Origin of the sequence: Ramlibacter sp. MMS24-I3-19, assembly GCF_050320135.1 — a bacterium.
GTDB lineage: Bacteria > Pseudomonadota > Gammaproteobacteria > Burkholderiales > Burkholderiaceae_C > Ramlibacter.
Genome location: NZ_CP190017.1, coordinates 3,618,275 through 3,644,256, shown reverse-complemented (window position 1 = coordinate 3,644,256; position 25,982 = coordinate 3,618,275). Strand labels below are relative to the sequence as shown.

22 protein-coding genes, 1 tRNA gene and 2 pseudogenes are annotated in these 25,982 nt (G+C 69.0%); 21 read left to right on the top strand and 4 right to left on the bottom strand.

All coding sequences use genetic code 11. From position 1 onward, the window contains the following. Positions 1–101: 101 nt before the first annotated feature. Together phaR and rimO are read left to right on the top strand one after the other, a co-directional pair. Positions 102–617: a polyhydroxyalkanoate synthesis repressor PhaR gene (phaR, locus tag ACPWT1_RS18070; RefSeq protein WP_427912519.1), complete on the top strand. Its 516-nt coding sequence runs from the start codon at positions 102–104 to the stop codon at positions 615–617. Positions 618–687: 70 nt separating this feature from the next. Then, positions 688–2,064 (top strand): 30S ribosomal protein S12 methylthiotransferase RimO, encoded by a 1,377-nt coding sequence (rimO, locus tag ACPWT1_RS18065; protein WP_427912518.1) that lies wholly within the window; start codon positions 688–690, stop codon positions 2,062–2,064. 143 nt (positions 2,065–2,207) lie between these two features. Here the strand turns inward: rimO and ACPWT1_RS18060 are convergent. After that, positions 2,208–2,292 (bottom strand) — tRNA-Leu (locus tag ACPWT1_RS18060). 26 nt (positions 2,293–2,318) lie between these two features. Between ACPWT1_RS18060 and rnr the strand changes: the two genes are divergently transcribed. Next, entirely contained in the window at positions 2,319–4,559 is a 2,241-nt protein-coding gene (gene rnr, locus ACPWT1_RS18055; protein WP_427915587.1) for a ribonuclease R, read from the top strand. Positions 4,560–4,592: 33 nt separating this feature from the next. After that, positions 4,593–5,351: an SDR family oxidoreductase gene (locus tag ACPWT1_RS18050; RefSeq protein ID WP_427912517.1), complete on the top strand. Its 759-nt coding sequence runs from the start codon at positions 4,593–4,595 to the stop codon at positions 5,349–5,351. On the opposite strand, the gene ACPWT1_RS18045 is transcribed toward ACPWT1_RS18050, so the two are convergent. The 3 genes from ACPWT1_RS18045 to ACPWT1_RS18035 are packed head-to-tail and all read right to left on the bottom strand — an operon-like array spanning position 5,348 to position 9,471. Continuing rightward, positions 5,348–6,817: an NAD(P)H-hydrate dehydratase gene (locus ACPWT1_RS18045; RefSeq protein ID WP_427912516.1), complete on the bottom strand. Its 1,470-nt coding sequence runs from the start codon at positions 6,815–6,817 to the stop codon at positions 5,348–5,350. The two genes, ACPWT1_RS18050 and ACPWT1_RS18045, sit on opposite strands and share 4 nt — an antisense overlap. Before the next feature lie 16 nt (positions 6,818–6,833). Further along, the gene (locus ACPWT1_RS18040) at positions 6,834–8,105 is read right to left on the bottom strand and encodes a D-amino acid dehydrogenase (protein WP_427912515.1); all 1,272 of its coding nucleotides are present in this window, start codon (positions 8,103–8,105) and stop codon (positions 6,834–6,836) included. 28 nt (positions 8,106–8,133) lie between these two features. Then, positions 8,134–9,471 (bottom strand): amidase, encoded by a 1,338-nt coding sequence (locus ACPWT1_RS18035; protein ID WP_427912514.1) that lies wholly within the window; start codon positions 9,469–9,471, stop codon positions 8,134–8,136. 182 nt (positions 9,472–9,653) lie between these two features. Here ACPWT1_RS18035 and rpsB point away from each other — a divergent pair, with 182 nt between their 5' ends. The 17 genes and pseudogenes from rpsB to carA all read left to right on the top strand — a co-directional run bounded on the left by rpsB (position 9,654) and on the right by carA (position 25,982). Continuing rightward, the gene (rpsB, locus tag ACPWT1_RS18030; protein ID WP_427912513.1) at positions 9,654–10,406 is read left to right on the top strand and encodes a 30S ribosomal protein S2; all 753 of its coding nucleotides are present in this window, start codon (positions 9,654–9,656) and stop codon (positions 10,404–10,406) included. Between the two features lie 117 nt (positions 10,407–10,523). Then, positions 10,524–11,444 carry a translation elongation factor Ts gene (gene tsf, locus ACPWT1_RS18025; protein ID WP_427912512.1) on the top strand — a complete coding sequence of 307 codons (921 nt, stop codon included), beginning with the start codon at positions 10,524–10,526 and terminating at the stop codon, positions 11,442–11,444. Between the two features lie 88 nt (positions 11,445–11,532). Beyond that, positions 11,533–12,255 carry a UMP kinase gene (pyrH, locus tag ACPWT1_RS18020; RefSeq protein WP_427912511.1) on the top strand — a complete coding sequence of 241 codons (723 nt, stop codon included), beginning with the start codon at positions 11,533–11,535 and terminating at the stop codon, positions 12,253–12,255. 21 nt (positions 12,256–12,276) lie between these two features. Further along, on the top strand, positions 12,277–12,837 hold the full coding sequence (gene frr, locus ACPWT1_RS18015) for a ribosome recycling factor (protein ID WP_427912510.1): 561 nt from the start codon (positions 12,277–12,279) through the stop codon (positions 12,835–12,837). Further along, positions 12,837–13,589 carry a polyprenyl diphosphate synthase gene (gene uppS / locus ACPWT1_RS18010; RefSeq protein WP_427912509.1) on the top strand — a complete coding sequence of 251 codons (753 nt, stop codon included), beginning with the start codon at positions 12,837–12,839 and terminating at the stop codon, positions 13,587–13,589. Before frr ends, uppS begins: the two co-directional genes overlap by 1 nt. 29 nt (positions 13,590–13,618) lie before the next feature. Next, entirely contained in the window at positions 13,619–14,473 is an 855-nt protein-coding gene (locus tag ACPWT1_RS18005; RefSeq protein WP_427912508.1) for a phosphatidate cytidylyltransferase, read from the top strand. Continuing rightward, positions 14,470–15,656 (top strand): annotated as a pseudogene (locus tag ACPWT1_RS18000) (1-deoxy-D-xylulose-5-phosphate reductoisomerase). Before ACPWT1_RS18005 ends, ACPWT1_RS18000 begins: the two are co-directional and overlap by 4 nt. Positions 15,657–15,672: 16 nt before the next feature. Continuing rightward, the gene (gene rseP, locus ACPWT1_RS17995; protein WP_427912507.1) at positions 15,673–17,034 is read left to right on the top strand and encodes an RIP metalloprotease RseP; all 1,362 of its coding nucleotides are present in this window, start codon (positions 15,673–15,675) and stop codon (positions 17,032–17,034) included. 58 nt (positions 17,035–17,092) lie between these two features. Further along, a pseudogene (gene bamA, locus ACPWT1_RS17990) lies at positions 17,093–19,386 on the top strand (outer membrane protein assembly factor BamA). Next, positions 19,386–19,895: an OmpH family outer membrane protein gene (locus ACPWT1_RS17985; RefSeq protein ID WP_427912506.1), complete on the top strand. Its 510-nt coding sequence runs from the start codon at positions 19,386–19,388 to the stop codon at positions 19,893–19,895. Before bamA ends, ACPWT1_RS17985 begins: the two are co-directional and overlap by 1 nt. A 7-nt stretch (positions 19,896–19,902) precedes the next feature. Continuing rightward, positions 19,903–20,877: a UDP-3-O-(3-hydroxymyristoyl)glucosamine N-acyltransferase gene (gene lpxD / locus ACPWT1_RS17980; RefSeq protein ID WP_427912505.1), complete on the top strand. Its 975-nt coding sequence runs from the start codon at positions 19,903–19,905 to the stop codon at positions 20,875–20,877. Next, entirely contained in the window at positions 20,874–21,314 is a 441-nt protein-coding gene (gene fabZ, locus ACPWT1_RS17975) for a 3-hydroxyacyl-ACP dehydratase FabZ (RefSeq protein WP_427912504.1), read from the top strand. Before lpxD ends, fabZ begins: the two co-directional genes overlap by 4 nt. A gap of 2 nt (positions 21,315–21,316) precedes the next feature. Next, positions 21,317–22,102: an acyl-ACP--UDP-N-acetylglucosamine O-acyltransferase gene (lpxA, locus tag ACPWT1_RS17970; RefSeq protein WP_427912503.1), complete on the top strand. Its 786-nt coding sequence runs from the start codon at positions 21,317–21,319 to the stop codon at positions 22,100–22,102. 29 nt (positions 22,103–22,131) lie between these two features. Beyond that, on the top strand, positions 22,132–23,250 hold the full coding sequence (gene lpxB / locus ACPWT1_RS17965; protein ID WP_427915586.1) for a lipid-A-disaccharide synthase: 1,119 nt from the start codon (positions 22,132–22,134) through the stop codon (positions 23,248–23,250). Beyond that, positions 23,222–23,875, top strand: coding sequence for a ribonuclease HII (rnhB, locus tag ACPWT1_RS17960; RefSeq protein ID WP_427912502.1), 654 nt, complete (start codon positions 23,222–23,224; stop codon positions 23,873–23,875). Before lpxB ends, rnhB begins: the two co-directional genes overlap by 29 nt. Continuing rightward, positions 23,872–24,636 (top strand): TrmH family RNA methyltransferase, encoded by a 765-nt coding sequence (locus tag ACPWT1_RS17955; protein WP_427912501.1) that lies wholly within the window; start codon positions 23,872–23,874, stop codon positions 24,634–24,636. Before rnhB ends, ACPWT1_RS17955 begins: the two co-directional genes overlap by 4 nt. Positions 24,637–24,812: 176 nt before the next feature. Further along, on the top strand, positions 24,813–25,982 hold the full coding sequence (gene carA, locus ACPWT1_RS17950) for a glutamine-hydrolyzing carbamoyl-phosphate synthase small subunit (RefSeq protein ID WP_427912500.1): 1,170 nt from the start codon (positions 24,813–24,815) through the stop codon (positions 25,980–25,982).

The window sequence follows — 25,982 nt, the reverse complement described above, 5'->3', positions numbered from 1 at the left end:
ACAGGGTAAACCTGTGGCGCTGCCGATGGGCCGGCTTCCTAGAATCCGCTGCGCTGCGGAAACCGGCGCCTCCGGCGCCCAAGCAAGCCCAGGAGTCGCCCGTGCAAAGCAAGAAGGCCAGCGCCGCCGAACCGGCGCAGCGTGTCATCAAGAAGTACCCGAACCGGCGGCTCTATGACACCAATACCTCGAGCTACATCACGCTCAACGAGGTGAAGCGGCTGGTGATGGACAGCGCGCCGTTCGTGGTGCGCGACGCCAAGACCAACGAGGACCTGACCCGCAGCATCCTGCTGCAGATCATCCTGGAGGAAGAGGCGGGCGGCGCGCCGATGTTCAGCGAGGCTGCCCTCGCCAACATCATCCGGTTCTACGGCCACGCGGCGCAGGCGTTCATGGGAACGTACATCGAGAAGAACGTGCAGGCGTTCACCGAGATCCAGGCCAAGCTGGCTGACCAGTCGAAGACGCTGACGCCCGAGATGTGGGCGCAGTTCATGAACATGCAGAACCCGATGATGCAGGGCCTCATGGGCAACTACGTCGAGCAGTCCAAGACGATGTTCGACACCATGCAGGAACAGATGCAGAAGGCGTTCGGCCTCGGCAAGCGCTGACCCGGCGCTGCCGCGACATCGAAGGCCGGGTCGACCCCGGCCTTCGCCATTTGGGACAATCGGAAGTCGTATGAGTGATTCCCCCGCCGCCGCCGCGCCCAAGGTCGGCTTCGTCAGCCTCGGCTGCCCCAAGGCCCTTACCGATTCGGAGCTGATCCTCACGCAGCTCTCGGCCGAGGGTTACACCACGTCCAAGACGTTCGAGGGTGCCGACCTCGTGATCGTCAACACCTGCGGCTTCATCGACGATGCCGTCAAGGAGAGCCTCGACACCATCGGCGAGGCGCTGTCCAGCAACGGCAAGGTCATCGTCACGGGCTGCCTCGGTGCGCGCGCCGGCGACAAGACCGACAACATGGTGCGCGAGATCCATCCCTCGGTGCTGGCCGTCACGGGCCCGCATGCGACGCAGGAGGTGATGGATGCGGTGCACGCGCACCTGCCCAAGCCGCACGATCCCTTCATCGACCTGGTGCCGGCCGCCGGCATCAAGCTCACGCCGAAGCACTACGCGTACCTGAAGATCAGCGAGGGCTGCAACCACCGGTGCACGTTCTGCATCATCCCGTCGATGCGCGGCGACCTGGTGAGCCGCCCGATCGGCGATGTGCTGAAGGAGGCGAAGGCGCTGTTCGAGAGCGGCGTCAAGGAACTGCTGGTGGTGAGCCAGGACACGTCGGCCTACGGCGTGGACACCAAGTACCGCACCGGCTTCCATGACGGCCGGCCGGTGAAGACGCGGATGCTGGAACTGGTGCAGGCGTTGGGCGCACTGGCGCAGCCGCATGGCGCGTGGGTCCGCCTGCACTACGTCTACCCGTATCCGCACGTCGACGAGGTGCTGCCGCTGATGGCCACCGGCGCCGTGCTGCCGTACCTGGATGTGCCCTTCCAGCACAGCCATCCCGACGTGTTGCGCCGGATGAAGCGTCCGGCCAGCGGAGAACGCAACCTCGAGCGGCTGCAGAAGTGGCGCGAGGCGTGCCCCGAGCTCGTGGTGCGCAGCACCTTCATCGCCGGCTTCCCCGGCGAGACCGAGGCCGAATTCCAGCACCTGCTGGACTTCGTGCGGGAAGCGCAGATCGACCGCGCCGGTTGCTTTGCGTACAGCCCGGTAGAAGGCGCCGCGGCCAACGAGCTGCCAGGCATGCTGCCGGCCGAAGTGCGCGAGGAGCGCCGTGCGCGTTTCATGGCGGTGGCCGAAGAGGTGTCGGCCGAGCGGCTGCGCCGCCGCGTCGGCGCGACCATGCAGGTGCTGGTGGACTCGGCGCCGGGACTGGGCCGCAAGGGTGGCGTGGGACGCAGCTATGCGGACGCGCCAGAGATCGACGGCACGGTGCGCTTGCTCCCGCCGGAGAAGCTCAGCAAGCAGCTGAAGGTCGGCGAGTTCACCCGGGCCCGCATCGTGGCGACCGAGGGCCACGACCTCGTCGGGTTGCCGGTCTGAGCGCTTCACCGACGCACGAAGCCGCTGCAGCGCAGCGGCATTCGCGTCGGCTTCATACCCCCGGAAACGACAAAGCCGGCTTCGCATATCGCGAGGCCGGCTCTGAAAGACAAAGCCGACTTGCGTCGGCCTTATCATTTGTTTGGTGCCCAGGAAGGGACTCGAACCCCCACGATGTTACTCGCTAGTACCTGAAACTAGTGCGTCTACCAATTCCGCCACCTGGGCATTTCAGGAAAGAAAAGGATTCTAGCATCAAAAATACAGAACAACGCGCGACCGGACTCCTCGATGAAATCGAGGGCGTGATCCAGGGCCATCGCGATGGACACGGCTACGTTGTCCGCGACGACGGCGAGACCGATCTCTACCTGCCTCCCAACGAAATGCGCGCGGTGCTGCACAAGGACCGCGTGCGCGCGCGCATCGTCCGGCATGACCGCAAGGGCCGGCCCGAGGGCCGCGTGGTGGAGATCATCGAGCGCCCGGCGCAGCCGATCATCGGCCGCCTGCTGCACGAGAGCAACGTGTGGCTGGTGGCGCCCGAGGACAAGCGCTATGGCCAGGACGTGCTCATTCCGAAGGGCGCGACGGGCACGGCCAAGCCGGGCCAGGTCGTGGTGGTCGAACTCACCGAGCCGCCCAGCCTCTATGGCCAGCCGGTGGGCCGCATCAAGGAAGTGCTGGGCGAGATCGACGATCCCGGCATGGAGATCGAGATCGCGGTGCGCAAGTACGGCGTGCCGCACGAGTTCTCCGAACCGTGCATCGCGATGGCCCGCATGCTGCCCGACAAGGTGCGGCCGGCCGACCGCAAGAACCGGGTCGACCTCACCGACGTCCCCCTGGTCACCATCGACGGCGAGGATGCGCGCGACTTCGACGACGCCGTGTACTGCGAGCCGGCCAAGGTGGGCCGCGGCAAGGGCTGGCGCCTGCTGGTGGCCATCGCCGACGTGAGCCACTACGTGGAGACCGGCAGCGCGATCGACATCGACGCCTACGACCGCGCCACCAGCGTGTACTTCCCGCGCCGCGTGATCCCGATGCTGCCGGAGAAGCTGTCCAACGGCCTGTGCTCGCTGAACCCCGAGGTCGATCGCCTGTGCATGGTCTGCGACATGCTGATCACCGCCAACGGCGAGATCCAGGCCTACCAGTTCTATCCGGCGGTGATGTGGAGCCATGCGCGCTTCACGTACACCGAAGTCGCGGCCATCCTCGCCAACACGCGCGGCCCCGAGGCGCAGCGCCGCAAGGAGCGCGTGGGCGACCTGATGAACCTGCACGACGTCTACCGCGCACTGCTGAAGGCGCGGCAGATGCGCGGCGCGGTGGACTTCGAGACCACCGAGACGCAGATCGTGTGCGACGAGAACGGCCGCATCGAGAAGATCGTGCCGCGCACCCGCAACGACGCGCACCGGCTGATCGAGGAGGCGATGCTCGCGGCCAACGTGTGCACGGCCGACTTCATCCAGCAGGGCAAGCACCCGGGCCTGTACCGCGTGCACGAGGGCCCGACGCCGGAGAAGAAGGAGATCCTGCGCAACTACCTCAAGGCCATGGGCGTGGGTCTCTCCATCAGCGACGACCCGATGCCGATCGAGTTCCAGAAGATCGCCGAGGCGGTGAAGGAGCGGCCCGACGCGCAGCAGATCCACACCATGCTGCTGCGGTCCATGCAGCAGGCGATCTACACGCCGATCAACAGCGGCCACTTCGGCCTGGCCTACGACGCGTACACGCACTTCACCAGCCCGATCCGGCGCTATCCGGACCTGCTGGTGCACCGCGTGATCAAGGCGATCCTCACGCACACGCACTACACGCTGCCGGTGCTGCCGACGCCTGGCGAGGCGCACGAGAAGCTGGCGCGCCGGCTGGCCAGCCGCGTGGCGGCGCCGACGCAGAAGCTGCGCAAGCCGGCCGCGCCGCCCAGCAAGGAGATCCAGGCCTGGGAGGCCGCGGGCCTGCATTGCAGCGCGAACGAGCGCCGCGCCGACGAGGCCAGCCGCGACGTCGAGGCATGGCTGAAGTGCAAGTACATGCGCGAGCACCTCGGGGAGGAATACGGCGGCGTGGTCAGCGCGGCCACCACGTTCGGCATCTTCGTCACGCTGGACGCGCTGTACGTCGAGGGCCTGGTGCACATCACCGAGCTGGGCGGCGAGTACTTCAAGTTCGACGAGGCGCGGCAGGAACTGCGCGGCGAGCGCACCGGAATCCGCTACGCGATCGGCACGCGGGTGCGGGTGCAGGTCAGCCGCGTGGACCTCGATGGGCGCCGCATCGACTTCCGCCTGGTGCGCGAGGGCGACGACCTCGAAACGCGTGCGATGCGGGACAAGGGCGCGGCCGGTGGAGCCAGCGGCGCCACGGCCAAGCGCACCCGCAAGTCCGCCAAGGGCGAGCGCGGCGCGGTGCAGTCGCTGCAGGCGGCGGTGAAGAAGGCGTCGGCTGCCAAGCGGTCGGCGCGCAAGGGCCGGCGCTGACGCGCCGGCACGGCAATCAACGAGGAGACAAGCATGGACAAGACACAAGGCCGCGTGGCCATCGTCACCGGCGGCGGTTCGGGCGTGGGCAAGGCCGCCGCGCTGGCGCTGCTGGCGGACGGCTGGCGCGTTGCCATCGCGGGCCGCCGCCAGGACGCGCTGCAGGCCGTCATCGCCGAATCGAAAGCGGGTGACCGGGGGCTGGCCGTGCCGACCGACGTGACGGATCCGGCGTCGGTGAAGGCGCTGTTCGATGCGACGGTGCAGAAGTGGGGCCGCGTCGACCTCCTGTTCAACAACGCCGGCATCGGCGCACCCGCGGTGCCGATCGACGAACTGCCGCTGGACAAGTGGAAGGCGGTGGTGGACACCAACCTGAACGGCATGTTCTATGCGCTCCGTGAGGCATTCCGCGTGATGAAGGCACAGTCGCCGCAGGGCGGCCGCATCATCAACAACGGCTCGATCTCCGCGCACGCGCCGCGCCCGATGTCGATCGCCTACACGGCCACCAAGCATGCGGTCTCGGGCCTCACCAAGACCGCGTCGCTGGACGGCCGCAAGCACGACATCGCCGTTGGCCAGATCGACATCGGCAATGCGCTCACCGAGCTGGCCGCGCGGATGGGCAAGGGCGTGCCGCAGGCCAACGGCGAGATCGCGGTGGAACCGCTGATGGACGTGAACATCGTTGGCCAGTCGGTGCTGTACATGGCCAACCTGCCTCTGGAGGCCAACGTGCTGTTCCACACGGTGATGGCCACCAAGATGCCGTTCGTGGGCCGCGGCTAGCGAGGCGCTTCGGCCGGGTTGGCGCTCCAGGCCCTGGCCAGCGCGCCCGCGGTGAGTGGCAGGTGGGCGGGCCAGCGGTCCGCCAGCATGCCGTGGCGATGCACCGCGGCGCATGCAGCGGCGAACGCACCGCTTCCCCCTGCCAGCAAGGCTGCGGTGAACCCGGCCAGCACGTCGCCCGTGCCGCCGGTGGCAAGCCGCGCATTGCCGGTCGGATTGAGGCGTGGCACCTCGCCGGGTGCGGCCACGACCGACCCCGATCCTTTCAGCACCACCGCGCAGCCGAAGTGATCGGCCAGTGCACGCGCCGCGTCGATCCTGTCGGCCTGCACCTGCGGTGTCGTCGTGCCCAGCAGCCGTGCTGCTTCGAGCGGATGCGGCGTGAGCACGGTCGGCAACGCGCGCTCGCCGCGCTGCTGCAGAGCGGCCTGGAGCGCGGCATCCGCCGCGATCGCATTCAGGCCGTCCGCGTCCAGCACCAGAGCGCCGCTGCGTGGCAGGACGTCGGGCAGGACAGCTGCGACTGCATCGCCCCCGCCGCACCCGCATGCAACGACCAGGTTCTCCAGAGGCAATGCGCGCCAGTCCCGCACCATCAGCTCGGGCTGGCCCGCTACCAGCGCGGGCGCGGACGGATCGAGCGGGCACAGGAACACACGGCCGGCACCTGCATGCAGGGCGCCGCTCGCGGCGAGCACGGCGGCGCCTGACATGCCGGGCGCGCCGCCCAGCACGGCCACGTCGCCGTAGCTGCCCTTGTGCGACGCGTGGGCGCGCGGCTGCATCGGCGGCGGGCCGGCCAGCCAGGCCGCGGGGGCGTGCGATGGCGCCACGCCCAGGTCGTCGAACCAGACCTGGCCCGACGCATCGCGGCCGGACGCCGTGAAGAGCCCCGGCTTGAGCGTGAGCAGGGCCAGCGTGTGCGTGGCGCGCACGCCCTTGGCGGCGCCGGTGTCCGCGGCGAGTCCGCTGGGGACATCGATGGCGAGCACCGGCGCCTCGCTCGCCTGCATGCGGGTGGCCATCGTCGCCATCGCGCCTTGCAGCGGGCGTGCGCTGCCGATGCCCAGCAGCGCGTCGATGCACAGGTCCCACCGCGTGGGCGGCTGGGTCGACACGGTCAGCCCCGCCTGCGTGCAACGAGCCCATGCGGCCGCCGCATCCGCTGGCAGTGCCGCAGGATCCCCCTCGAGCGTGAGCGTGACGGACTTGCCCCAGCGCTGCAGGAGCAGGGCCGCCTCGAGGCCGTCGCCGCCGTTGTTGCCCGGACCGCAGGCGATCCACACGGTACGCGCATGGGGCGCAATGGCCAGAGCGAGTCGCGACGCAGCCAGGCCGGCGCGCTGCATCAGCGCGTGCGGTGGCAGCGCCGCGGCGGCCGCGCGCTCGATGGCACGGGTGGTTGCCACGTCGAAGAGCGGCCAGGCGCGGTCGCCCGTGACTGGCTGGATGCGGCCCGCATGCATGCCGCGATTGTGCGGCTCAGGCGAGCAGGCGTTCCATGCCCAGGCCCTCGATGTCCAGCAGCGGCGCGTGGCCGGACATGAGGTCGGCGACGACGCGCGCGCTGCCGCAGGCGAGGGCCCAGCCGCTGGAGCCATGTCCGAGGTTCACCCAGACCCCTGGGATGCCCGAGGCGCCGAGCACCGGCGGGCCGTCGGGCAGCATGGGCCGCGCGCCCTTCCACTCCTGCACGCCGGTACAGGTGTCGGACAGCTGCACGGCGCCGGGGAACCAGTCGTGCAGCACCTTGTAGAGGGTCTGGATCGAGGCCTTGCGCTTGCGCAGCGGATCGCCGCCGAGCTCCGCGCTGCCGGCCACTCGCACGCGCCGGCCGAGGCGGGTGACGGCGACCTTGTAGCGCTCGTCCATCAGCGCGCTGCGCGGTGCATTGAGCGGCTCGCGGATCGGTGCGCTGATCGAGTAGCCCCAGACCGGCGCGAGCGGCACCCGCAAGCCCAGCGGACGCAGCAGCTGCGTCGACGCCATGCCGCCGCAGACCACCACTGCGTGGAAGGCCTGCTGGCGTGGCGCCTCGTCGCCCCTGCGCACGACCAGGGCGGCCGGCGAGGCCGGGTTGAGCGGCTCCACGCTGGTGTTGAACTCGAAGTGCGCCCCGGCCTCGGCCGCTGCGCGCTTGAGCAGGATGGCGAACTGGCGGCAATTCGCGGCCTCATCGTCGGGCAAATGCACCGCGCCGAGAAACGGCGTGTCCGGATTCAAGGCGGGCTCGACCGCGCGCGCCGTGGCGGCGTCGATCTCGTGGAAGGCCACGCCCGCATCGCGCAGCACCTCGAGGCCGGGCTGCACCAGGCGATGGTCCTTCTCGGATCGCAGCAGCACGAGGTAGCCGCGGCTGCGGTCGTATTCGAGCTGCAACGAGTCGGTGAGCCAGTGCAGCCGCTCGCGGCTGTAGAACGCCAGGCGCTGCATGCGCTCGCGGTTGGCACGGAAGGTGGCCGGCTCGCATGCGCGGCGCCACTGCATGATCCAGCCCATCTCGGCGGCGCTCAGCGGCCACGAGATGCGGACAGGCGTGTGCCGGCTCATGAGGTTGCGCAGCACCTTGGACTGCATTCCGGGTGCTGCCCAGGGCGTGACGTAGCCCGGCGCCACCAGGCCGGCGTTGGCGAAGCTGGTTTCCTCCGCGACCGAGCCGTGGCGCTCGAACACGGTGACCTCGTGCCCGTCGGCGGCCAGCTCATACGCAGTGGTGACGCCGACGATCCCGGCGCCGATGACGGCGACTCTCAACGCGGGTGGCTCCCCGTGGCGATGCGCGTCATGCGGCCCGCGCGGCGTTCAGGGCTGCTTCGGCCGCCAGCGAGATGTCGAGCAGCGCGTCGTCGTGCATGGCGCCGTGCCACAGCATCAGGCCGACCGGCAGCTGGCCGGGAACGTGGCAGGGCAGGGAGATCGCGCAGCCGTCCAGCATGTTGACCACGCTGGTGTTGCGCAGCAGGAGGGCGTTGACGCGGAAGAAGGCTTCGTCGCGCTCGGCACCGGGCGCGACGTCGGCGATGGCAGGCGCGGTGATCGGCACGGTGGGCGACAAGACGGCATCGAAGCGGTCGATGGCCACGGCGACGCGGGCCATCCAGTCGGCGCGGGCGCGCACCAGGTCGATGTACTCCCAGGCCTTCATGGTCGCACCTCGTTCGATGCGAAAGCGCACGCGGGGGTCGTAGCCGTCGCCCTTGGCGGCCAGCAGCTGGCGATGCCAGGCGAAGCTCTCGGCGGCCGAGAAGCCGCCGGTGGACTGGATCGTGCCGAGGTCCGAGATGGCATCGAGCGCAATCTCCTCGACTTGCGCGCCCGCGTCGCGCAGCGTGCCCACGGCCGCTTCGAACGCCTGTGCCACCGCAGGCTCGAGCCCGTCGAGCATCTGCGTGCGAGCGACGGCAAAGCGGGCCTGCTTCAGCGGCTTGCCGCGCAGGGCGACCTTGCGCGCGGCGAGCACTTCGTGCGCGACGATGGCGTCGCGCACCGAGTGCGTCATCGCGCAGACGGTGTCGAGCGTGGTGGACAGCGGCAGCGCGCCTTCGAGCGGTGTGAGGCGCGCGGTGTTCTTGAAGCCGACGATGCCGCACAGCGCGGCCGGGATGCGGATGGAGCCGCCGGTGTCGGAGCCGAGCCCGATGAACGCGGCCCCGGTGGCGACAGAGACTGCCGCGCCCGAGGACGAGCCACCCGGGATGCGGGGAGTCGCCGGATCGGCCGGGTTCGCGGGCGTGCCGTGGTGCGGATTGACGCCGACGCCGGAGAACGCGAACTCGCTCATGTTGGTCCGCCCGATGAGCGAGGCCCCGGCCGCACGCAGCCGCGCCACGGCCGTGCTGTCGGCCCGTGCCGGCGGCGCGTCGGCCAGCACGGCGGAGCCTGCCGCCGTGGTCTCGCCGGCGATGTCGAACAGGTCCTTGATCGAGACGGGCAGACCGGCCAATGGCAATGTCTTCGCGCCGGGCGCGGTCGCTTCGCGCAGCGCCCGCTCGGGCGCGAGGCCCAGGAAGGTGTGTGCATTGGCCGCAGAGCGGGCGGCGTCGAGGGCGCGCTCGAGTTCGGCGCGGGGGTCGGTACGGCCGTGCAGCAGCAGGTCGCGGGTGGCGCAGAGGTCGTTCATCGAGGGGAACGGAGAGGGGTTCGTGCTAGAATCTCTGGGTTTTGCCGAGCCTTGCGCGCATGGCGCACGTGGGGCCTGACCGGCAAGACAAATCGCGAATCCGTTCCATCCAGGTGTCGCGGCGGCCCTTCCGGGCCTCGTGATTTCGGCGCGGATTTTAGACCCAACCTCAGGAAATTCTCATGGCAGTCTCCATGCGCGAAATGCTGGAAGCCGGCGTCCATTTCGGACACCAGACCCGCTTCTGGAACCCCAAGATGGCCCCGTTCATCTTCGGCCATCGCAACAAGATCCACATCATCAACCTGGAAAAGTCGCTGCCGATGTTCCAGGACGCGACGAAGTTCGTGAAGCAGCTGTCGGCCAACCGCGGCACCATCCTCATGGTGGGCACGAAGCGCCAGGCTCGCGAGATCGTCGCCACCGAGGCCCGCCGCGCCGGCGTGCCCTTCGTCGACCAGCGCTGGCTGGGCGGCATGCTCACCAACTTCAAGACGGTGAAGACCTCGATCAAGCGCCTCAAGGACATGAAGGCCCAGCAGGAAGCCGGCCTCGAGTCGATGAGCAAGAAGGAACAGCTGATGTTCCAGCGCGAGATGGACAAGCTCGAGAAGGACATCGGCGGCATCCAGGACATGAACAGCCTGCCCGACGCCATCTTCGTGATCGACGTGGGCTTCCACAAGATCGCCGTGTCCGAGGCCAAGAAGCTGGGCATCCCGCTGGTGGGCGTGGTCGACTCCAACCATTCGCCCGAGGGCATCGACTACGTCATCCCCGGCAACGATGACTCGGCCAAGGCCGTGACGCTGTACGCCCGCGGCATCGCCGACGCCGTGCTGGAAGGCCGTGCCAACGCCGTCAATGACGTCGCCCGCGCCGTCAAGGAAGGCAGCGACGAGTTCGTCGAGGTCGAGGAAGGCGCCGGCGCCTGATCGCCCACCGGCCTTGACCCAAGGGGCTCTCGAGCCCCTTTACCGTCCGCTCACGCCCCGGGCACGTGCCCGGGCCGTCCCCGAATCCCGCGAATTCCTCCCCGAAAGGAAACTGACATGGCAGCAATCACCGCAAGCATGGTCGCCGAACTGCGCGCCAAGACCGACGCCCCGATGATGGAGTGCAAGAAGGCGCTTACCGAGGCCGACGGCAACATGGACAAGGCCGAGGAGCTGCTGCGCGTCAAGCTCGGCAACAAGGCCGGCAAGGCCGCGGCCCGCATCACCGCCGAAGGCGTGGTGGCCGCCAGCATCCAGGGCACCACGGGTGCGCTGATCGAGGTCAACTGCGAGACCGACTTCGTCACCAAGAACGACAGCTTCATCGCGCTGGCCAAGGCCGCCGCGGACCTGGTGGCCAAGAGCAACCCGGCCGACGTGGCCGCGCTGGGCGCGCTGCCCTACAGCCAGGACGGCTTCGGCCCGACCCTGGAGGACGTGCGCAAGGGCCTGATCGGCAAGATCGGCGAGAACATGAGCTTCCGCCGCTTCAAGCGCTTCTCGGGCAGCAACAAGCTGGCCGCGTACCTGCACGGCACGCGCATCGGCGTGGTGGTCGCGTACGAAGGCGACGACACGGCGGCCAAGGACGTGGCCATGCACGTGGCGGCGATGAAGCCGGTGGCGCTGACCAGCGCCGACGTGCCCAAGGAACTGATCGAGAAGGAACGCGCGGTCGCCATCGGCAAGGCCGCCGAGGACCGCAAGGCCGCGGAAGCCGCCGGCAAGCCGGTGCAGTCCGACGAGATCGTGAACAAGCGCATCGAAGGCGGCGTGCAGAAGTACCTCAAGGAGGTCTCGCTGTTCAACCAGCCCTTCGTGAAGAACGACAAGCAGACCGTGGAGCAGATGCTCAAGGCCGCCGGCACCACCGTGAAGGGCTTCACCCTGTACGTGGTCGGCGAGGGCATCGAGAAGAAGGTCGACGACTTCGCCGCCGAAGTGGCCGCGCAGGTCGCCGCCGCCAAGGGCGCCTGACGCCCTGCCGTCGCACCCCCGGGTGATCCCCGGGGAGGGCGGTCCCGCTAAACTCGATCAGTTCCGTCAACCCCTGGAGCCCTCCGCAATGCCGTCCGCGTCGCCTGCCCACAAGCGCATCCTGCTCAAGCTGTCCGGCGAGGCGCTGATGGGCGACGACGCGTTCGGCATCAACCGCGGCACCATCGTGCGGATGGTCGAGGAGATCGCCGACGTCGTGCACAGCGGCGTCCAGGTCGCCGTCGTGATCGGCGGCGGCAACATCTTCCGCGGGGTCGCCGGCGGCTCGGTCGGCATGGACCGCGCCACGGCCGACTACATGGGCATGCTGGCCACCGTGATGAACGCGCTGGCACTGGCCGACACCATGAACAAGCAGGGCCTCATCGCGCGGGTGATGTCGGCCATCGCCATCGAGCAGGTGGTCGAGCCGTACGTGCGGCCGAAGGCGCTGCAGTACCTGGAAGAGGGCAAGGTCGTGATCTTCGCCGCGGGCACCGGCAACCCCTTCTTCACGACGGACACCGCCGCCGCGCTGCGCGGGGCCGAGATCGGCGCCGAGCTGGTGCTCAAGGCGACCAAGGTCGACGGCGTGTACTCGGCCGACCCCAAGAAGGACCCGAAGGCCACGCGCTACGGCAAGATCACGTTCGACGACGCCATGGCGCAGAACCTCGGCATCATGGACGCCACCGCGTTCGCGCTGTGCCGCGACCAGAAGCTGCCGATCAAGGTGTTCTCGATCATCAAGCACGGCGCGCTCAAGCGCGTGGTGATGGGCGAGGACGAGGGCACCCTGGTGTACGCCTGAGCCCGACGAGGAGCAGAGACGATGACGATCGCCGACATCAAGAAGACCATGGAAGGCAAGATGGACCAGTCCATCGCCGCCTTCAAGAACAACCTCACCAAGATCCGCACCGGCCGAGCCAACCCGGCGCTGCTCGATGCGGTGCAGGTCGACTACTACGGCTCGATGATGCCCATCAGCCAGGTGGCCAACGTGTCGCTGCTCGATGCGCGCACCATCAGCGTCCAGCCCTGGGAAAAGGGCATGGGCGCCAAGATCGAGAAGGCCATCCGCGAGAGCGACCTGGGCCTGAATCCGGCATCGATGGGCGACCTGATCCGCGTGCCGATGCCGCCCATGAGCGAGGAGCGCCGCAAGGAGATGACCAAGCTGGTGCGCCACGAGGGCGAGGCCGCCAAGATCGCCGTGCGCAACCTGCGCCGCGACGCCAACGAGCACGTGAAGAAGCTGGTCAAGGACAAGCAGGCCTCGGAGGATGACCAGAAGCGCTCGGAGGCCGACATCCAGAAGGTCACCGACCGGCACATCGCCGAGATCGACCGGATGGTCGAGGGCAAGGAGCAGGAGATCATGGCGGTCTGATGGTGGCGATGTTCCAGGCTTCACCGACGCCCGCCGTGTCCAGCATCCCGCACCACATCGCCATCGTCATGGATGGCAATGGGCGTTGGGCCACCCGGCGCTACCTGCCGCGCGTGGCCGGCCACAAGAAGGGCGTCGACGCGCTGCGGGCCTGCGTGCGCCACTGCGGCGAGCGCGGCGTGAAGATCCTGACCGTGTTCGCGTTCTCGTCCGAGAACTGGAACCGGCCGCCGGAGGAAGTCTCCGGGCTCATGGAACTGCTGGCGGTGGCGCTGTCGCGCGAGGTGCCGCACCTGAAGTCCGAGGGTGTGCGCATCCAGTTCATCGGCGACCGCTCGGCCCTGTCCGACAAGGTGCGCAACGGCCTGGTGCAGGCCGAGGCCGCCACGGCGGCGAACACGCGGCTGGTGTTCAACATCTGCTTCAACTACGGCGGCCGCTGGGACATCGCCCAGGCTGCGGCCAAGCTCGCCGCGCGCGGCGAGCCGATCACCGAGCAGAGCCTGGACCGCGCCATGTCGCTGGCCCCGCAGCCGGATCCCGACCTCCTGATCCGCACCGGCGGCGAGAAGCGGATCAGCAACTTCCTGCTCTGGCAGGCGGCGTACTCGGAGCTGTACTTCAGCGACAAGCTCTGGCCCGAGTTCGACGCCGCGGCGCTCGACGCGGCCATTGCCGACTATGCGCAGCGGGAACGGCGCTTCGGCAAGACCTCGCAGCAGGTGCAGCCGGCGACCAAGAAGGTCGCCTGAGCCGGCGCCGCCAAGCTTCCGGCCCCACCATGCTCAAGCAGCGCGTGATCACGGCCGTCGTGCTGCTGGCCATCCTGTTGCCGGCGCTGTTCTGGCGCAGCCCGGAACCCCTGATCCTCATTGCCCTCGTGCTGGTCGGCGCCTCGGCCTGGGAGTTTGCGCGCCTGAACAACTGCCGTCCTGTCGCCGCCGTGTCGCTGGGTGCGCTGTGCGTGGCGGCTTGTGCCGTCACCTGGGCCCTCGGATGGACCCATCGGCCGCTGCCGATCCTCTGGATCCTCGTCGGTGGCGCCTGGGTGCTCGCCGGCGCGCTTCTGCTGCGGCTCGGCGTGCGCGGCTGGCCGACGATCCCGCGGCGGCTGCGTCTTGCCGGTGGCGTCGCCGCGCTCTGGCTCGCGTGGCTTGCGATCGCGCAAGCCCGGGTGGCCGGCGTCAATTTCCTGCTGTCGGTCCTAGTGCTGGTCTGGGTGGCCGACATCGGGGCCTACTTCGCCGGCCGCGCGTTCGGCCTCAAGTTCACGCGCAACAAGCTCGCGCCGGCCATCAGCCCGGGCAAGAGCTGGGAGGGCGTGTGGGGCGGCATGCTGGGCGTGCTGCTGCTCGCCCTGGGGTGGATCGCCGGAGACCGGCAGTGGGACGCCGTCGTGCCCAGCCTGTACAGCCGCCTGGCGTCGGTTGGGTGGTGGCTGGTCGTCGCGGGCTGCGTGTTCCTGGCCGCGATGAGCGTGGTCGGCGATCTCGTGGAGTCGCTCGTGAAGCGCAGTGCCGGTGCCAAGGATTCCAGCAACCTGCTGCCAGGGCATGGTGGCGTGCTCGATCGCGTCGACGCGCTGCTGCCCACGCTGCCGCTGGCCATGATGCTGGCGTCGCTGGCCACGCCATGAAGCAGCGTGTCGCGGTCCTCGGGTCCACCGGCTCGATCGGTGCGAACACGCTCGACGTCATCGCGCGCCATCCCGAACGCTTCGACGTCGCCGTCCTGAGCGGCGGCTCCCGCGTCGAGCCCCTGCTGGCGCAGTGCGCCGCTTTCCGTCCCCGCGTGGCCGTGATGGCCGACGCCGCGGCAGCGCGCGAGCTGGCCGATCGCGTGCGCGCCGAAGGCCTGCCCACGCGCGTGCTGGCCGGCAACGGCGCCCTCGACGAGGCGGTGTCGGGGGAGGACGTGGACACCGTGATGGCCGCCATCGTCGGCGCCGCCGGCCTGTCGTCGTGCCTTGCCGCGGCGCGTGCAGGCAAGCGCCTGCTGCTGGCCAACAAGGAAGCGCTCGTGGTCGGTGGCGAGCTGTTCCTCGCCGCCGTGCGAGCCGGTGGCGCGCGCATGCTGCCGATCGACAGCGAGCATTCGGCGATCTTCCAGTCGCTGCCCGAGGATGCGGCCAGTTGGCCCGCGCGGGTCGACAAGATCATCCTCACCGCTTCGGGGGGCCGTTCCGTGAGCGTTCGCCTGCCAGCCTGCGAGAGGTGACGCCGGAGCAGGCCTGCGCGCACCCGAACTGGGTGATGGGCCGCAAGATCTCGGTCGACTCGGCGACGATGATGAACAAGGCGCTGGAGGTGATCGAGGCGCGCTACCTCTTCGGCCTGGCACCCGAGCGCCTGGAGGTGGTCATCCATCCGCAGAGCGTGGTGCACTCGATGGTCCAGTACCGCGACCATTCGGTGGTCGCGCAACTGGGCACGCCCGACATGCGGGTGCCGATTGCCTACGGGCTCGCCTGGCCGGAACGCATCGAATCGGGCGCGGCGGCACTGGACTTCGCCAGCCTGGCCGACATGACCTTCGAATCGCTGGACACCCGCGGCCACCGCGAGCGCTTCCCGGGCCTGCAGCTGGCCTGGGACGCGCTGCGTGCCCCGGCGGGGACCACCGCGGTCCTGAACGCGGCCAACGAGGAAGCGGTCGCGGCCTTCCTGGAGCGCCGGATCCGCTTCGACCAGATCCATGCCGTGAACCTTGCAACTTTGGAGGCCGTCGTGCCCTCCAAGCCTGAAGCGCTGGCCGACCTGCTGGCGCTCGACGCGCGCGCAAGGCAGGCGGCCCGCGAACGCATCGTCCGGCTCGGCTGAGCCCAGGAGGACTCGCATGCTCACCATCGTCGCTTTCATCGTCGCCATCGGCCTGCTGGTGGCGGTGCACGAGTGGGGCCACTACCGCGTGGCCGTGGCCTGCAACGTGAAGGTGCTGCGGTTCTCGGTCGGCTTCGGCAAGACCCTGTTCACGTGGAAGCCGCGCCGGCAGCGGCCCGGTCAGGACACCGAGTTCGTGATCGGCATGTTCCCGCTTGGCGGCTTCGTGCGCATGCTCGACGAGCGCGAGGCTCCCGTGCCGGCGGGCGAGCGGCACCGGGCCTTCAACACGCAGCCGCTGCGGTCGCGCGCTGCGATCGTCGCGGCCGGCCCGCTGGCCAACCTGCTGCTGGCGGTGCTGCTGTATGCGGCCGTGGGCTGGTGGGGCGTGCAGGAGCCCAGCCCCGTGCTGGCATCGCCTGTGCCCGGCTCGGTGGCCGAGCGCGCCGGCATCACGGGCGGCGAGCGCGTGCTGCGCGCAGGGTTCGACGACGAGGACCTTGCGCCGGTGAAGTCGTTCGAGGACGTGCGCTGGCTGCTCACGCGTGGCGCACTCGATGGCCGCGACGTGCGGCTGGAGGTGGTCGACGATGGCCGCCGCAATGCGCACCAGCTGGCGTTGCCGCTCGCGCAGCTGCGGCCCAGCGAGGCGGACGCCTCCCTGTTCCGGCGCATCGGCATCCTGGGGCCGCTGACGCGTCCGGTGCTCGGCGACGTGGTGGTCGGCAGCGCGGCCGACCGCGCCGGGCTGCGCAAGGGCGACGTTGTCGTCCGCGTGGGCGACACGTCCATCGTCGACGGCCAGCAGCTGCGTGAATGGATCCGCTCGCACGGCGGCGCCGAAGCCACCTGGCGCGTCGAGCGCGAGGGCCGCACGCTGGACCTCGCGGTGAAGCCGGACACGCTGGCCGACAACGGCCGCAGCATCGGCCGCGTGGGTGCGTACGTGGGCTCGCCGCCCGAGCTGGTGGAAGTGCGCCACGGCCCGATCGAGGGCCTGCGGCGCGCGGTCGTGAAGACCTGGGACGTGTCGCTGCTGACGGTGCGGATGATGGGCCGGATGGTGATCGGCCAGGCCTCGCTGAAGAACCTGAGCGGACCACTCACGATCGCCGATTACGCGGGCAAGTCGGCCAGCATGGGACTGGTGCAGTACCTGGTGTTCCTGGCCATGATCAGCGTGAGCCTCGGGGTGCTGAACCTGCTGCCGCTGCCCGTCTTGGACGGTGGACACCTGATGTATTATCTTTGGGAGGCGGTGACGGGGCGCAGTGTCTCGGATGCATGGATGGAAAGATTGCAGCGCGGCGGAGTGGCGGTGCTGCTGGCGATGATGACCATCGCCCTGTTCAACGACGTGACGCGTCTCTTCGGTTAGCGACAACAACGGCATTCGCCGCAGCCATCCCCGGGCGAGCGGGGACCTCCTGGATTCGATGAAAAAACAGTTCTTGCGCATGCGCGCACGCACCGTGGCGGGCATGGCGGCGGCGGCTTTCGCGCTCAATGCGTGGGCGGTGGATCCCTTCACCGTGCGGGACATCCGGATCGAGGGCCTCCAGCGTGTCGAGCCGGGCACCGTGTTCGCGTCGCTGCCGTTCCGGGTCGGCGACCAGTACAACGACGAGAAAGGCCTTGCCGCCATCCGCGCGCTGTTCGGGCTGGGCCTGTTCAAGGACGTGCGCCTCGAGGTCCAGAACGACGTGCTGGTGGTCGTCGTGGAGGAGCGGCCCACGATCGCCGAGGTCGACTTCTCCGGCACGCGCGAATTCGACAAGGACTCCCTGAAGAAGGCGCTGCGCGACGTGGGCCTGGCCGAAGGCCGCCCCTACGACCAGTCGCTGGCCGACCGCGCCGAGCAGGAACTGCGCCGCCAGTACATCAACAAGAGCCTGTACGGCGCCGAGGTGGTGACCACCGTCACGCCGGTCGAGCGCAACCGGGTCAACCTCACGTTCACCGTCACCGAAGGCGAACCGGCCCGCATCAAGGACATCCGCATCGTCGGCAACAAGGCGTTCAGCGAGAGCACGCTGAGGAAGCTGTTCGACCTGGACACCGGCGGCCTGCTCTCCTGGTACACCAAGAGCGATCGCTACTCGCGCGCCAAGCTCAATGCCGACCTGGAGACGCTGCGCTCGTACTACCTGAGCCGCGGCTACCTGGAGTTCCGCGTCGATTCCACGCAGGTGTCGATCTCGCCGGACAAGCAGGACATCACGATCACGGTGAATGTCACCGAGGGCGAGCGCTTCGTGGTCACCGGTATCAAGCTTGAAGGCAACTACCTGGGCAAGGAGGACGAGTTCAAGTCGCTCGTGAAGATCCAGCCCGGCGAGGCCTACAACGCCGACCGCGTGACCGAGACCACCAAGGCCTTCGTCGACTACTTCGGCAGCTTCGGCTACGCGTTCGCGCAGGTCGAGGCCCGGCCCGAGATCGACCGCGCCAACAACCGCGTCGCGCTCACGCTGGTGGCCGACCCTTCGCGCCGCGCCTACGTGCGCCGCGTCAACATCGCCGGCAACAACCGCACGCGCGACGAAGTGGTGCGGCGCGAGTTCCGCCAGTTCGAGGCCGGCTGGTACGACGGCGACAAGATCAAGCTCTCGCGCGACCGCGTCGACCGCCTGGGCTTCTTCAAGGAAGTGAACATCGAGACCGTCGACGTGCCGGGCGCACCCGACCAGGTCGACCTGAACGTCTCCGTCGTCGAGAAACCCACCGGCAGCCTGCAGCTGTCGGCCGGCTTCTCCAGCGCCGACAAGCTGGCGCTGGGCTTCTCGATCAAGCAGGAGAACGCGTTCGGCTCCGGCCAGTACCTGGGCGTGGAGGTCAACACCAGCAAGTACAACAAGACGCTGGTGTTCAGCAACACCGATCCGTACTTCACCAAGGACGGCATCTCGCGCACCATCGACCTGTACCACCGCAGCTCCAAGCCGTACGAGCAGCAGGGCGGCAACTACTCGCTATCCACCACCGGCGCCGGCCTGCGCTTCGGCGTGCCGTTCAGCGAGTTCGACACCGTGTTCTTCGGCATGACCGCCGAGCGCACTGAGATCCGGCCCGGCACCAACATCCCGGCCTACTACCTCGCGTATGCGGACCGGGTGGGCTACACCAGCAACTTGCTGCCGTTCACATTGGGTTGGGGCCGCGACAACCGGGACAGCGTGCTGGCACCCACGTCGGGCCGCCTGCAGCGCGTCAACGGCGAACTGGGCCTGATCGGCGACACGCACTACTGGCGCGCCAACTACCAGTACCAGCAGTTCGTGCCGCTGTCCAAGCAGTTCACGTTCGCGTTCAACGGCGAACTCGGCTGGGGGGCGGGACTGGGCAGCTACCCGTACCCGATCTTCAAGAACTTCTATTCCGGCGGCCTCGGTTCGGTGCGCGGCTTCGAGCCCGGCACGCTGGACCGCGCGACGTCACCGGCTCGATCGTCGGCGGTCCGCGCAAGGTCACGCTGAACGCGGAGGTCCTCACGCCATTCCCGGGTGCGGGCAACGACCGCACGCTGCGCATGTTCGGCTTCACCGACCTCGGCAACGTGTGGGCCAGCTCGGAGCCGGTGAGCTTCAAGGACATGCGCGGCTCCGCGGGCGTCGGCATCTCCTGGATCTCGCCGGTCGGCCCGCTGCGGCTGGCGATCGCGCAGCCCTTCCGCAAATTCGCTGGCGATAGAATCCAGCGTCTGCAATTCCAGATCGGAACGTCTTTCTAATGAAGTCTCTGAGCCGTCCTTCACTCTGGGCCCTGCTGGTGTCGCTTGCGATGGCCATGCCCGCGTTCGCGGAGGACTTCCGCGTGGGCTTCGTCAACACCGACCGCGTGTTCCGCGAAGCCAACAGCGCCAAGGCGGCGCAAGCCAAGCTGGAGCAGGAGTTCTCCAAGCGCGAGAAGGATCTCAACGACCTGGGCAACTCGCTCAAGGCCATGTCCGACAAGTTCGAGCGCGAGGCGCCAACCCTGTCGGAGTCGCAGCGCCAGCAGCGCCAGAAGCAGCTGATCGACCAGGATCGCGAGTTCCAGCGCAAGCGCCGCGAATTCCAGGAAGACCTCACCGCGCGCAAGAACGAGGAACTCCAGCAGGTCCTCGAGCGCGCCAACCGCATCGTCAAGCAGGTGGCCGAGCAGGAAAAGTACGACCTCGTGCTGCAGGAAGCGGTCTACATCAACCCCAAGCACGACATCACCGACAAGGTGATCAAGGCGCTCAACGCCGCCAAGTGAGGCTGCGGTGCAGCTGCGCCTGGGCGATCTGGTCGATGCGCTCGGCGGCGAGCTCCACGGGGATCGCGCCCTCCCCATCGACGGCCTCGCACCGCTCGAGTCCGCCACCGCCAGCCAGCTCAGCTTCCTGAGCAATCCGCGCTACCGCTCGCAGCTGGCCACCACCAGGGCGGGCTGCGTCATCGTCGGCCCGGCCATGCGCGATGCGGCGCTGGCCCGCGGCGCGGCCATCGTGGCCGCCGACCCCTACCTGTATTTCGCGCGCGTCACGCAGCTGTGGAAGCAGCGCACGGCCGCGCCAGCCGGTCCGGCCATCCATCCCAGCGCGGTCGTCGATTCGCAGGCGCAGGTCGATGCCGGCGCGCGCATCGGCCCCCTCTGCGTGGTCGAGCGGGGTGCGCGCATCGGTGCCGGTACCGTGCTGAAGGCGCGCGTGCACGTGGGCGAGGGCTGCGTCATCGGTGCGCGCTGCGTGCTGCATCCGGGCGTGGTGATCGGCGCCGACGGTTTCGGCTTCGCGCCCAACCAGGGCGCCTGGGAGAAGATCGAACAGCTGGGCGCGGTGCGCATCGGCGACGACGTCGAGATCGGCGCCAACACCTGCATCGACCGCGGCGCCCTGGCCGACACGGTGCTGGAGGATGGCGTGAAGCTGGACAACCTGATCCAGGTCGGCCACAACGTTCGCATCGGCCGGCACACGGCCATCGCGGGCTGCGCGGGCATCGCCGGCAGCGCCACCATCGGCGCACACTGCACCATCGGCGGCAGCGCCGGCATCCTGGGGCACCTGACCATCGCGGACCACGTGCACATCTCGTCGTTCTCGCTGGTCACGCGATCCATCACGCGCCCCGGCCACTACACCGGCATCTTCCCCATCGACGACAATGCCACCTGGGAGAAGAACGCAGCCTCCCTCAAGCAGCTGCACGCCCTGCGCGAACGCGTCCGGGCCCTCGAAAAAAAGTCCCCCCAATGATCGACATCCACCAGATCCTGAAGCTGCTGCCGCACCGGTACCCGATCCTCCTGGTCGACCGCGTGCTGCACGTCGAGCTCGGCAAGAACATCCGCGCGATCAAGAACGTCACCATCAACGAACCGTTCTTCACCGGCCACTTCCCGCACCGCCCAGTCATGCCCGGCGTGCTGATGCTGGAAGCCATGGCACAGACCGCCGCCTTGCTGTCCTTCGCCACGCAGGGCGTGAGCCCGGACGAGAAGACCGTCTACTACTTCGCCGGCATCGACGCCGCGCGCTTCAAGCGGCCCGTGGAACCGGGCGACCAGTTGGTGATGGACGTCGAGGTGCTGCGCAACAAGGCCGGCATCTACAAGTTCAAGGGCGTCGCCCGCGTCGGCGAGGAGATCGCCTGCGAGGCCGAGCTGATGTGCACCATGCGGACGGTCGGCTGACGATGGCGATCCATCCCACCGCGATCGTCGAGCGCGGGGCGCAGATCGATCCGTCGGTCCAGGTCGGCCCGTACGCGGTGATCGGTCCGCACGTGCGCATCGGCGCCGGCACCACGGTGGGCCCGCACGCGGTGATCGAAGGTCACACCACGATCGGACGCGACAACCGCATCTTCCAGTTCGCCTCCATCGGCGCGGCCAACCAGGACAAGAAGTACAAGGGCGAGCCGACCGAGGTCGTGATCGGCGACCGCAACACGATCCGCGAGTTCGTCACGGTGCACGTCGGCACGGTGCAGGACAGGGGCGTCACGCGCATCGGCGACGACAACTGGATCATGGCGTACAGCCACATCGCGCACGACTGCGTGGTGGGCAACCGCACGACCCTGGCGAACAACAGCACGCTGGGCGGCCACGTGGAGCTGGGCGACTGGGTCACCGTCGGCGGCCTCACGGGCATCCACCAGTTCGTAAAGGTCGGCGCCCACGCGATGCTGGGCTTCCAGAGCGCGGTGTCGCAGGACGTGCCGCCCTTCATGCTGGTCGACGGCAACCCGTTGACCGTGCGCGGCTTCAATGTCGTGGGACTGCGCCGGCGCGACTTCAGCGCGGAGCGCATCGCGGCCGTCAAGCAGATGCACCGCCTGCTGTACCGCGAAGGCCGCACGCTGGACGACGCCCGCGCCGCCATCGCGAAACTCGCCGAGACGATGCCCGAGGCCAGGCAGGACGTGGCGCTCATGGGCGACTTCCTCGCCGCCGCCACGCGCGGCATCGCGCGCTAGTGGACTCCGCCGCCGAGCCCCGCTTCTCGATGGTCGCGGGCGAGGCGTCCGGCGACCTGCTGGCCGGCCTGCTGCTCGGCGGACTGCGCGCGCGCTGGCCCGGGCTGCAGGCCGCGGGCATCGGCGGCGTCCAGATGGCGGCGCAGGGCTTCCAGGCCTGGTGGCCCTCCGACAAGCTCGCCGTGCGCGGCTACGTCGAGGTGCTGCGGCACTACCGGGAGATCGTCGGCATCCGCCGCCAGCTGAAGGCGCGCGTGCTGCGCGAGCCGCCGCAGGCCTTCATCGGTGTCGACGCGCCCGACTTCAACCTCGATCTGGAACTCGACCTGCGCGAAGCCGGGATCCGCACGGTGCACTTCGTCTGCCCCTCGATCTGGGCGTGGCGTCCGCAGCGCATCGAAAAGATCCAGCGCGCCTGCGACCATGTGCTGTGCATCTTCCCCTTCGAGCCGGCCCTGCTGCGCGGGCGGGGCATCGCCGCCACCTACGTGGGGCACCCGCTCGCCGCCGTGATCCCGCAGGAGCCGGATCGCGCGGCGGCGCGCCAGGCGCTCGGCCTTCCGCAGGACGCGGAAGTGATCGCCATCCTGCCCGGCAGTCGCGTCTCCGAGGTGCAGGCGCTCGCGGAGACGTTCTTCGAGACCGCGGTGCTGCTGCGCAGGAGCCGACCTCGCGTGCGCTTCGTCGTGCCCGCGATTCCCAGGCTGCGGCCGCGCATCGAGGACGCGGCGAGGCGCGCGGGCCTGGCCGAGCACCTGGCCATCGTCGACGGCCGCTCGCACGAGGTGCTGGCAGCCTGTGACGTGACACTCATCGCCAGCGGCACCGCGACGCTGGAGGCAGCGCTGTTCAAGCGGCCGATGGTGATCGCCTACAAGATGAACGCGATCAGCTGGCACATGATGCGCCGCCAGCAGATGCAGCCCTGGGTGGGCCTGCCGAACATCCTGTGCGAGGAGTTCGTCGTGCCGGAGTTGCTGCAGCACGACGCAAGCCCCTCGGCGCTCGCTCGGGCACTGTTGGATTGGCTCGATGCTCCTGCCAGAATGGCGGCCGTTCAAGAGAGGTTCGCGGTGCTGCACCACCAGTTGCGGCGCGACACGGCAAGGCTGGCGACGGATGCCATCGAAAAAGTTATCCAAGGGTGAGCAGGCTCGCCTGTCCTGGGACCCGCTGGGCCTGATGGCCGGGGTCGACGAGGCGGGCCGCGGCCCGCTGGCCGGCCCGGTGGTCGCTGCCGCGGTCATCCTCGATGACACCAAGCGGATCCGCGGGCTCAACGATTCCAAGCAGCTCACGCCGCTGCAGCGCGAGCGCCTGTACGACCAGATCATGGACAAGGCGCTGTGCTGCTCGGTGGCCGAGGCCACGGTCGACGAGATCGACACGCTCAACATCTACCACGCCACCATGCTCGCGATGAAGCGCGCCGTGGAGGGCCTGCGCCTGAAGCCGGCCAAGGTGCTGGTCGACGGCAACGCGCTGCCGCGCATCGAGGTGCTGGCGGAGGCCATCGTCGGCGGCGATGCCAAGGTGAAGTCCATCTCGGCTGCATCGATCCTCGCGAAGGTGCATCGCGACCGGCTGCTGACGCAGTTGCATGACGAGTTCCCGCAGTACGGGTTCGCGGCCCACAAGGGCTACAGCACGCCCGAGCACCTGCAGGCGCTGCGCACGCACGGGGCGTGCAGGCACCACCGCCGCTTCTTCGCGCCCGTGGCCGCCACGATGACGCTGGCGCCCGGCGGCGGCGTGACGGTCACGCCGCTGTGACGGCGCCCGCGGCCGTCATCCGCTCGGCCGCCAACCCGCAGCTGAAGGCCTTGCGCCAGCTCGCGCAGGACAACACCGCCTGGCGCAAGCAGGGCCGCATCTGGCTCGAAGGCGACCATCTCTGCCGCGCGGCGCTGTCCCGCGGCATCGTGCCGCTGACCTCGGTCTATGCCGAGACCTGCCCCGATGCGCAGAGGCTGCCCGCACCGGCGACGCTGGTGCTGGACGACGCGCTGTTCGCCAGCCTGAGCACGCTGGAATCGCCCGCACGCATGGGCTTCGTGATTGCGGTGCCCGAGGTGGGCGCCCTCGCGCCCGATGCCGCCACCGTGGTGCTCGATCGCGTGCAGGACGCCGGAAACGTGGGCGCGATCCTGCGCAGCGCCGCCGCGTTCGGGTTCCGGCAGGTCGTCGCCCTGAAGGGAACGGCCGCGCTGTGGTCCCCGAAAGTCATGCGCGCCGGCATGGGCGCGCACTTCGGGCTGGCGCTGTTCGATGCGGCCGAGCCCGCCGTCCTCGACGGCCTGCACGTGCCGCTGCTGGCCACCAGCTCGCATGGCGGCGAGTTCCTGCATCGCGCGAGGCTGCCATGGCCCTGCGCGTGGGTGCTGGGGCACGAAGGGCAGGGAGTCTCGGCCGCGATCGAGGCCCGCGCGGCGCAGCGCGTGCGCATCGCGCAGCCCGGTGGCGAGGAGTCGCTCAACGTGGCCGCTGCCGCCGCGATCTGCCTGCACGCCAGTGCAGCGGCGCGGGCTGGCTGAGGCAGATCGGCCCCACGCTTCTCGAAGGGAACGCGACCGCGGCGGGATATAATCGGGGGCTTTCCCGCAACCGTACGCCTAGCGCCGCCACAGCCTCCTCCTGAACAAAAGCAACACCGGAAGCCGCAGTTTCCGGCCGCGTTTGGGCGTACCCGATACCGTTTTCGGAGAACCCAGTGCTTCTGTCTCAACAGGGAGTCCTTCCCCCCGCCATCCTGGCGCTCGCAGACGGCACGGTCTTTGTCGGCACTTCGATCGGAGCCACCGGCTCCACCAGCGGCGAGGTCGTGTTCAACACGGCCCTCACCGGCTACCAGGAAATCCTCACCGACCCCAGCTATGAGCGGCAGATCGTCACCCTGACGTACCCGCACATCGGCAACTACGGGGTGAACGCCGAGGACGTCGAAGCCGCCAAGGTCCACGCCGCCGGGCTGATCATCCGCGACCTGCCCCTGGTCGCCTCCAGTTTCCGCGCCGACATGACGCTCTCGCAGTACCTGCAGCGCGAGAACACCGTCGGCATCGCCGACATCGACACGCGCAAGCTCACGCGGCACCTGCGCAGCAAGGGTGCCCAGAACGGCTGCATCGTCGCCCTGGGCGCGGGCCAGGAAGTCACGCCCGAGATCATCGACAGGGCCGTGGCCGAGGCGCGCAAGGCACCCTCGATGAACGGACTGGACCTGGCGAAGGACGTCTCCGTCCAGCGTCCCTACGACTGGGCGCAGACCGAGTGGAAACTGGGCGCTGGCTATGGCCAGCTGGACCAGCCGAAGTACCACGTGGTCGCCTTCGACTACGGCGTGAAGAAGAACATCCTGCGCATGCTGGCCGAGCGCGGCTGCAAGGTCACCGTGGTGCCGGCGAAGACGCCGGCGGCCGAGGTGAAGAAGCTCAAGCCCGATGGCGTGTTCCTCTCCAACGGTCCCGGTGATCCGGAACCTTGCGACTACGCGATCGCCGCGACGCGCGAGCTGGTTGAAGAGGGGTACCCCACCTTCGGCATCTGCCTGGGTCACCAGATCCTGGCGCTCGCTTCCGGTGCCAAGACCTTCAAGATGAAGTTCGGCCACCACGGCGCGAACCACCCGGTGAAGGACCTGGACAACGGCCGCGTGTCAATCACCAGCCAGAACCACGGCTTCGCGGTCGACGAGAAGACGTTGCCGAAGAACCTGCGGGCCACGCACGTGAGCCTGTTCGACGGCACGCTGCAGGGCCTGGCCCGCACCGACAAGCCGGCGTTCTGCTTCCAGGGCCACCCGGAAGCCTCGCCCGGTCCCCACGACATCGGTTATCTGTTCGACAAGTTCACCGGCCTGATGGACGAGAACAAGAAGTAA

Excerpts from the sequence above, each read along its gene's own strand:
- rimO (WP_427912518.1), top strand. The coding sequence starts at position 688 with ATGAGTGATTCCCCCGCCGCCGCCGCGCCCAAGGTCGGCTTCGTCAGC.
- ACPWT1_RS18050 (WP_427912517.1), top strand. The coding sequence starts at position 4,593 with ATGGACAAGACACAAGGCCGCGTGGCCATCGTCACCGGCGGCGGTTCG.
- ACPWT1_RS18045 (WP_427912516.1), bottom strand. The coding sequence starts at position 6,817 with ATGCATGCGGGCCGCATCCAGCCAGTCACGGGCGACCGCGCCTGGCCG.
- ACPWT1_RS18035 (WP_427912514.1), bottom strand. The coding sequence starts at position 9,471 with ATGAACGACCTCTGCGCCACCCGCGACCTGCTGCTGCACGGCCGTACC.
- rpsB (WP_427912513.1), top strand. The coding sequence starts at position 9,654 with ATGGCAGTCTCCATGCGCGAAATGCTGGAAGCCGGCGTCCATTTCGGA.
- tsf (WP_427912512.1), top strand. The coding sequence starts at position 10,524 with ATGGCAGCAATCACCGCAAGCATGGTCGCCGAACTGCGCGCCAAGACC.
- pyrH (WP_427912511.1), top strand. The coding sequence starts at position 11,533 with ATGCCGTCCGCGTCGCCTGCCCACAAGCGCATCCTGCTCAAGCTGTCC.
- frr (WP_427912510.1), top strand. The coding sequence starts at position 12,277 with ATGACGATCGCCGACATCAAGAAGACCATGGAAGGCAAGATGGACCAG.
- uppS (WP_427912509.1), top strand. The coding sequence starts at position 12,837 with ATGGTGGCGATGTTCCAGGCTTCACCGACGCCCGCCGTGTCCAGCATC.
- ACPWT1_RS18005 (WP_427912508.1), top strand. The coding sequence starts at position 13,619 with ATGCTCAAGCAGCGCGTGATCACGGCCGTCGTGCTGCTGGCCATCCTG.
- rseP (WP_427912507.1), top strand. The coding sequence starts at position 15,673 with ATGCTCACCATCGTCGCTTTCATCGTCGCCATCGGCCTGCTGGTGGCG.
- ACPWT1_RS17985 (WP_427912506.1), top strand. The coding sequence starts at position 19,386 with ATGAAGTCTCTGAGCCGTCCTTCACTCTGGGCCCTGCTGGTGTCGCTT.
- fabZ (WP_427912504.1), top strand. The coding sequence starts at position 20,874 with ATGATCGACATCCACCAGATCCTGAAGCTGCTGCCGCACCGGTACCCG.
- lpxA (WP_427912503.1), top strand. The coding sequence starts at position 21,317 with ATGGCGATCCATCCCACCGCGATCGTCGAGCGCGGGGCGCAGATCGAT.
- lpxB (WP_427915586.1), top strand. The coding sequence starts at position 22,132 with ATGGTCGCGGGCGAGGCGTCCGGCGACCTGCTGGCCGGCCTGCTGCTC.
- rnhB (WP_427912502.1), top strand. The coding sequence starts at position 23,222 with ATGCCATCGAAAAAGTTATCCAAGGGTGAGCAGGCTCGCCTGTCCTGG.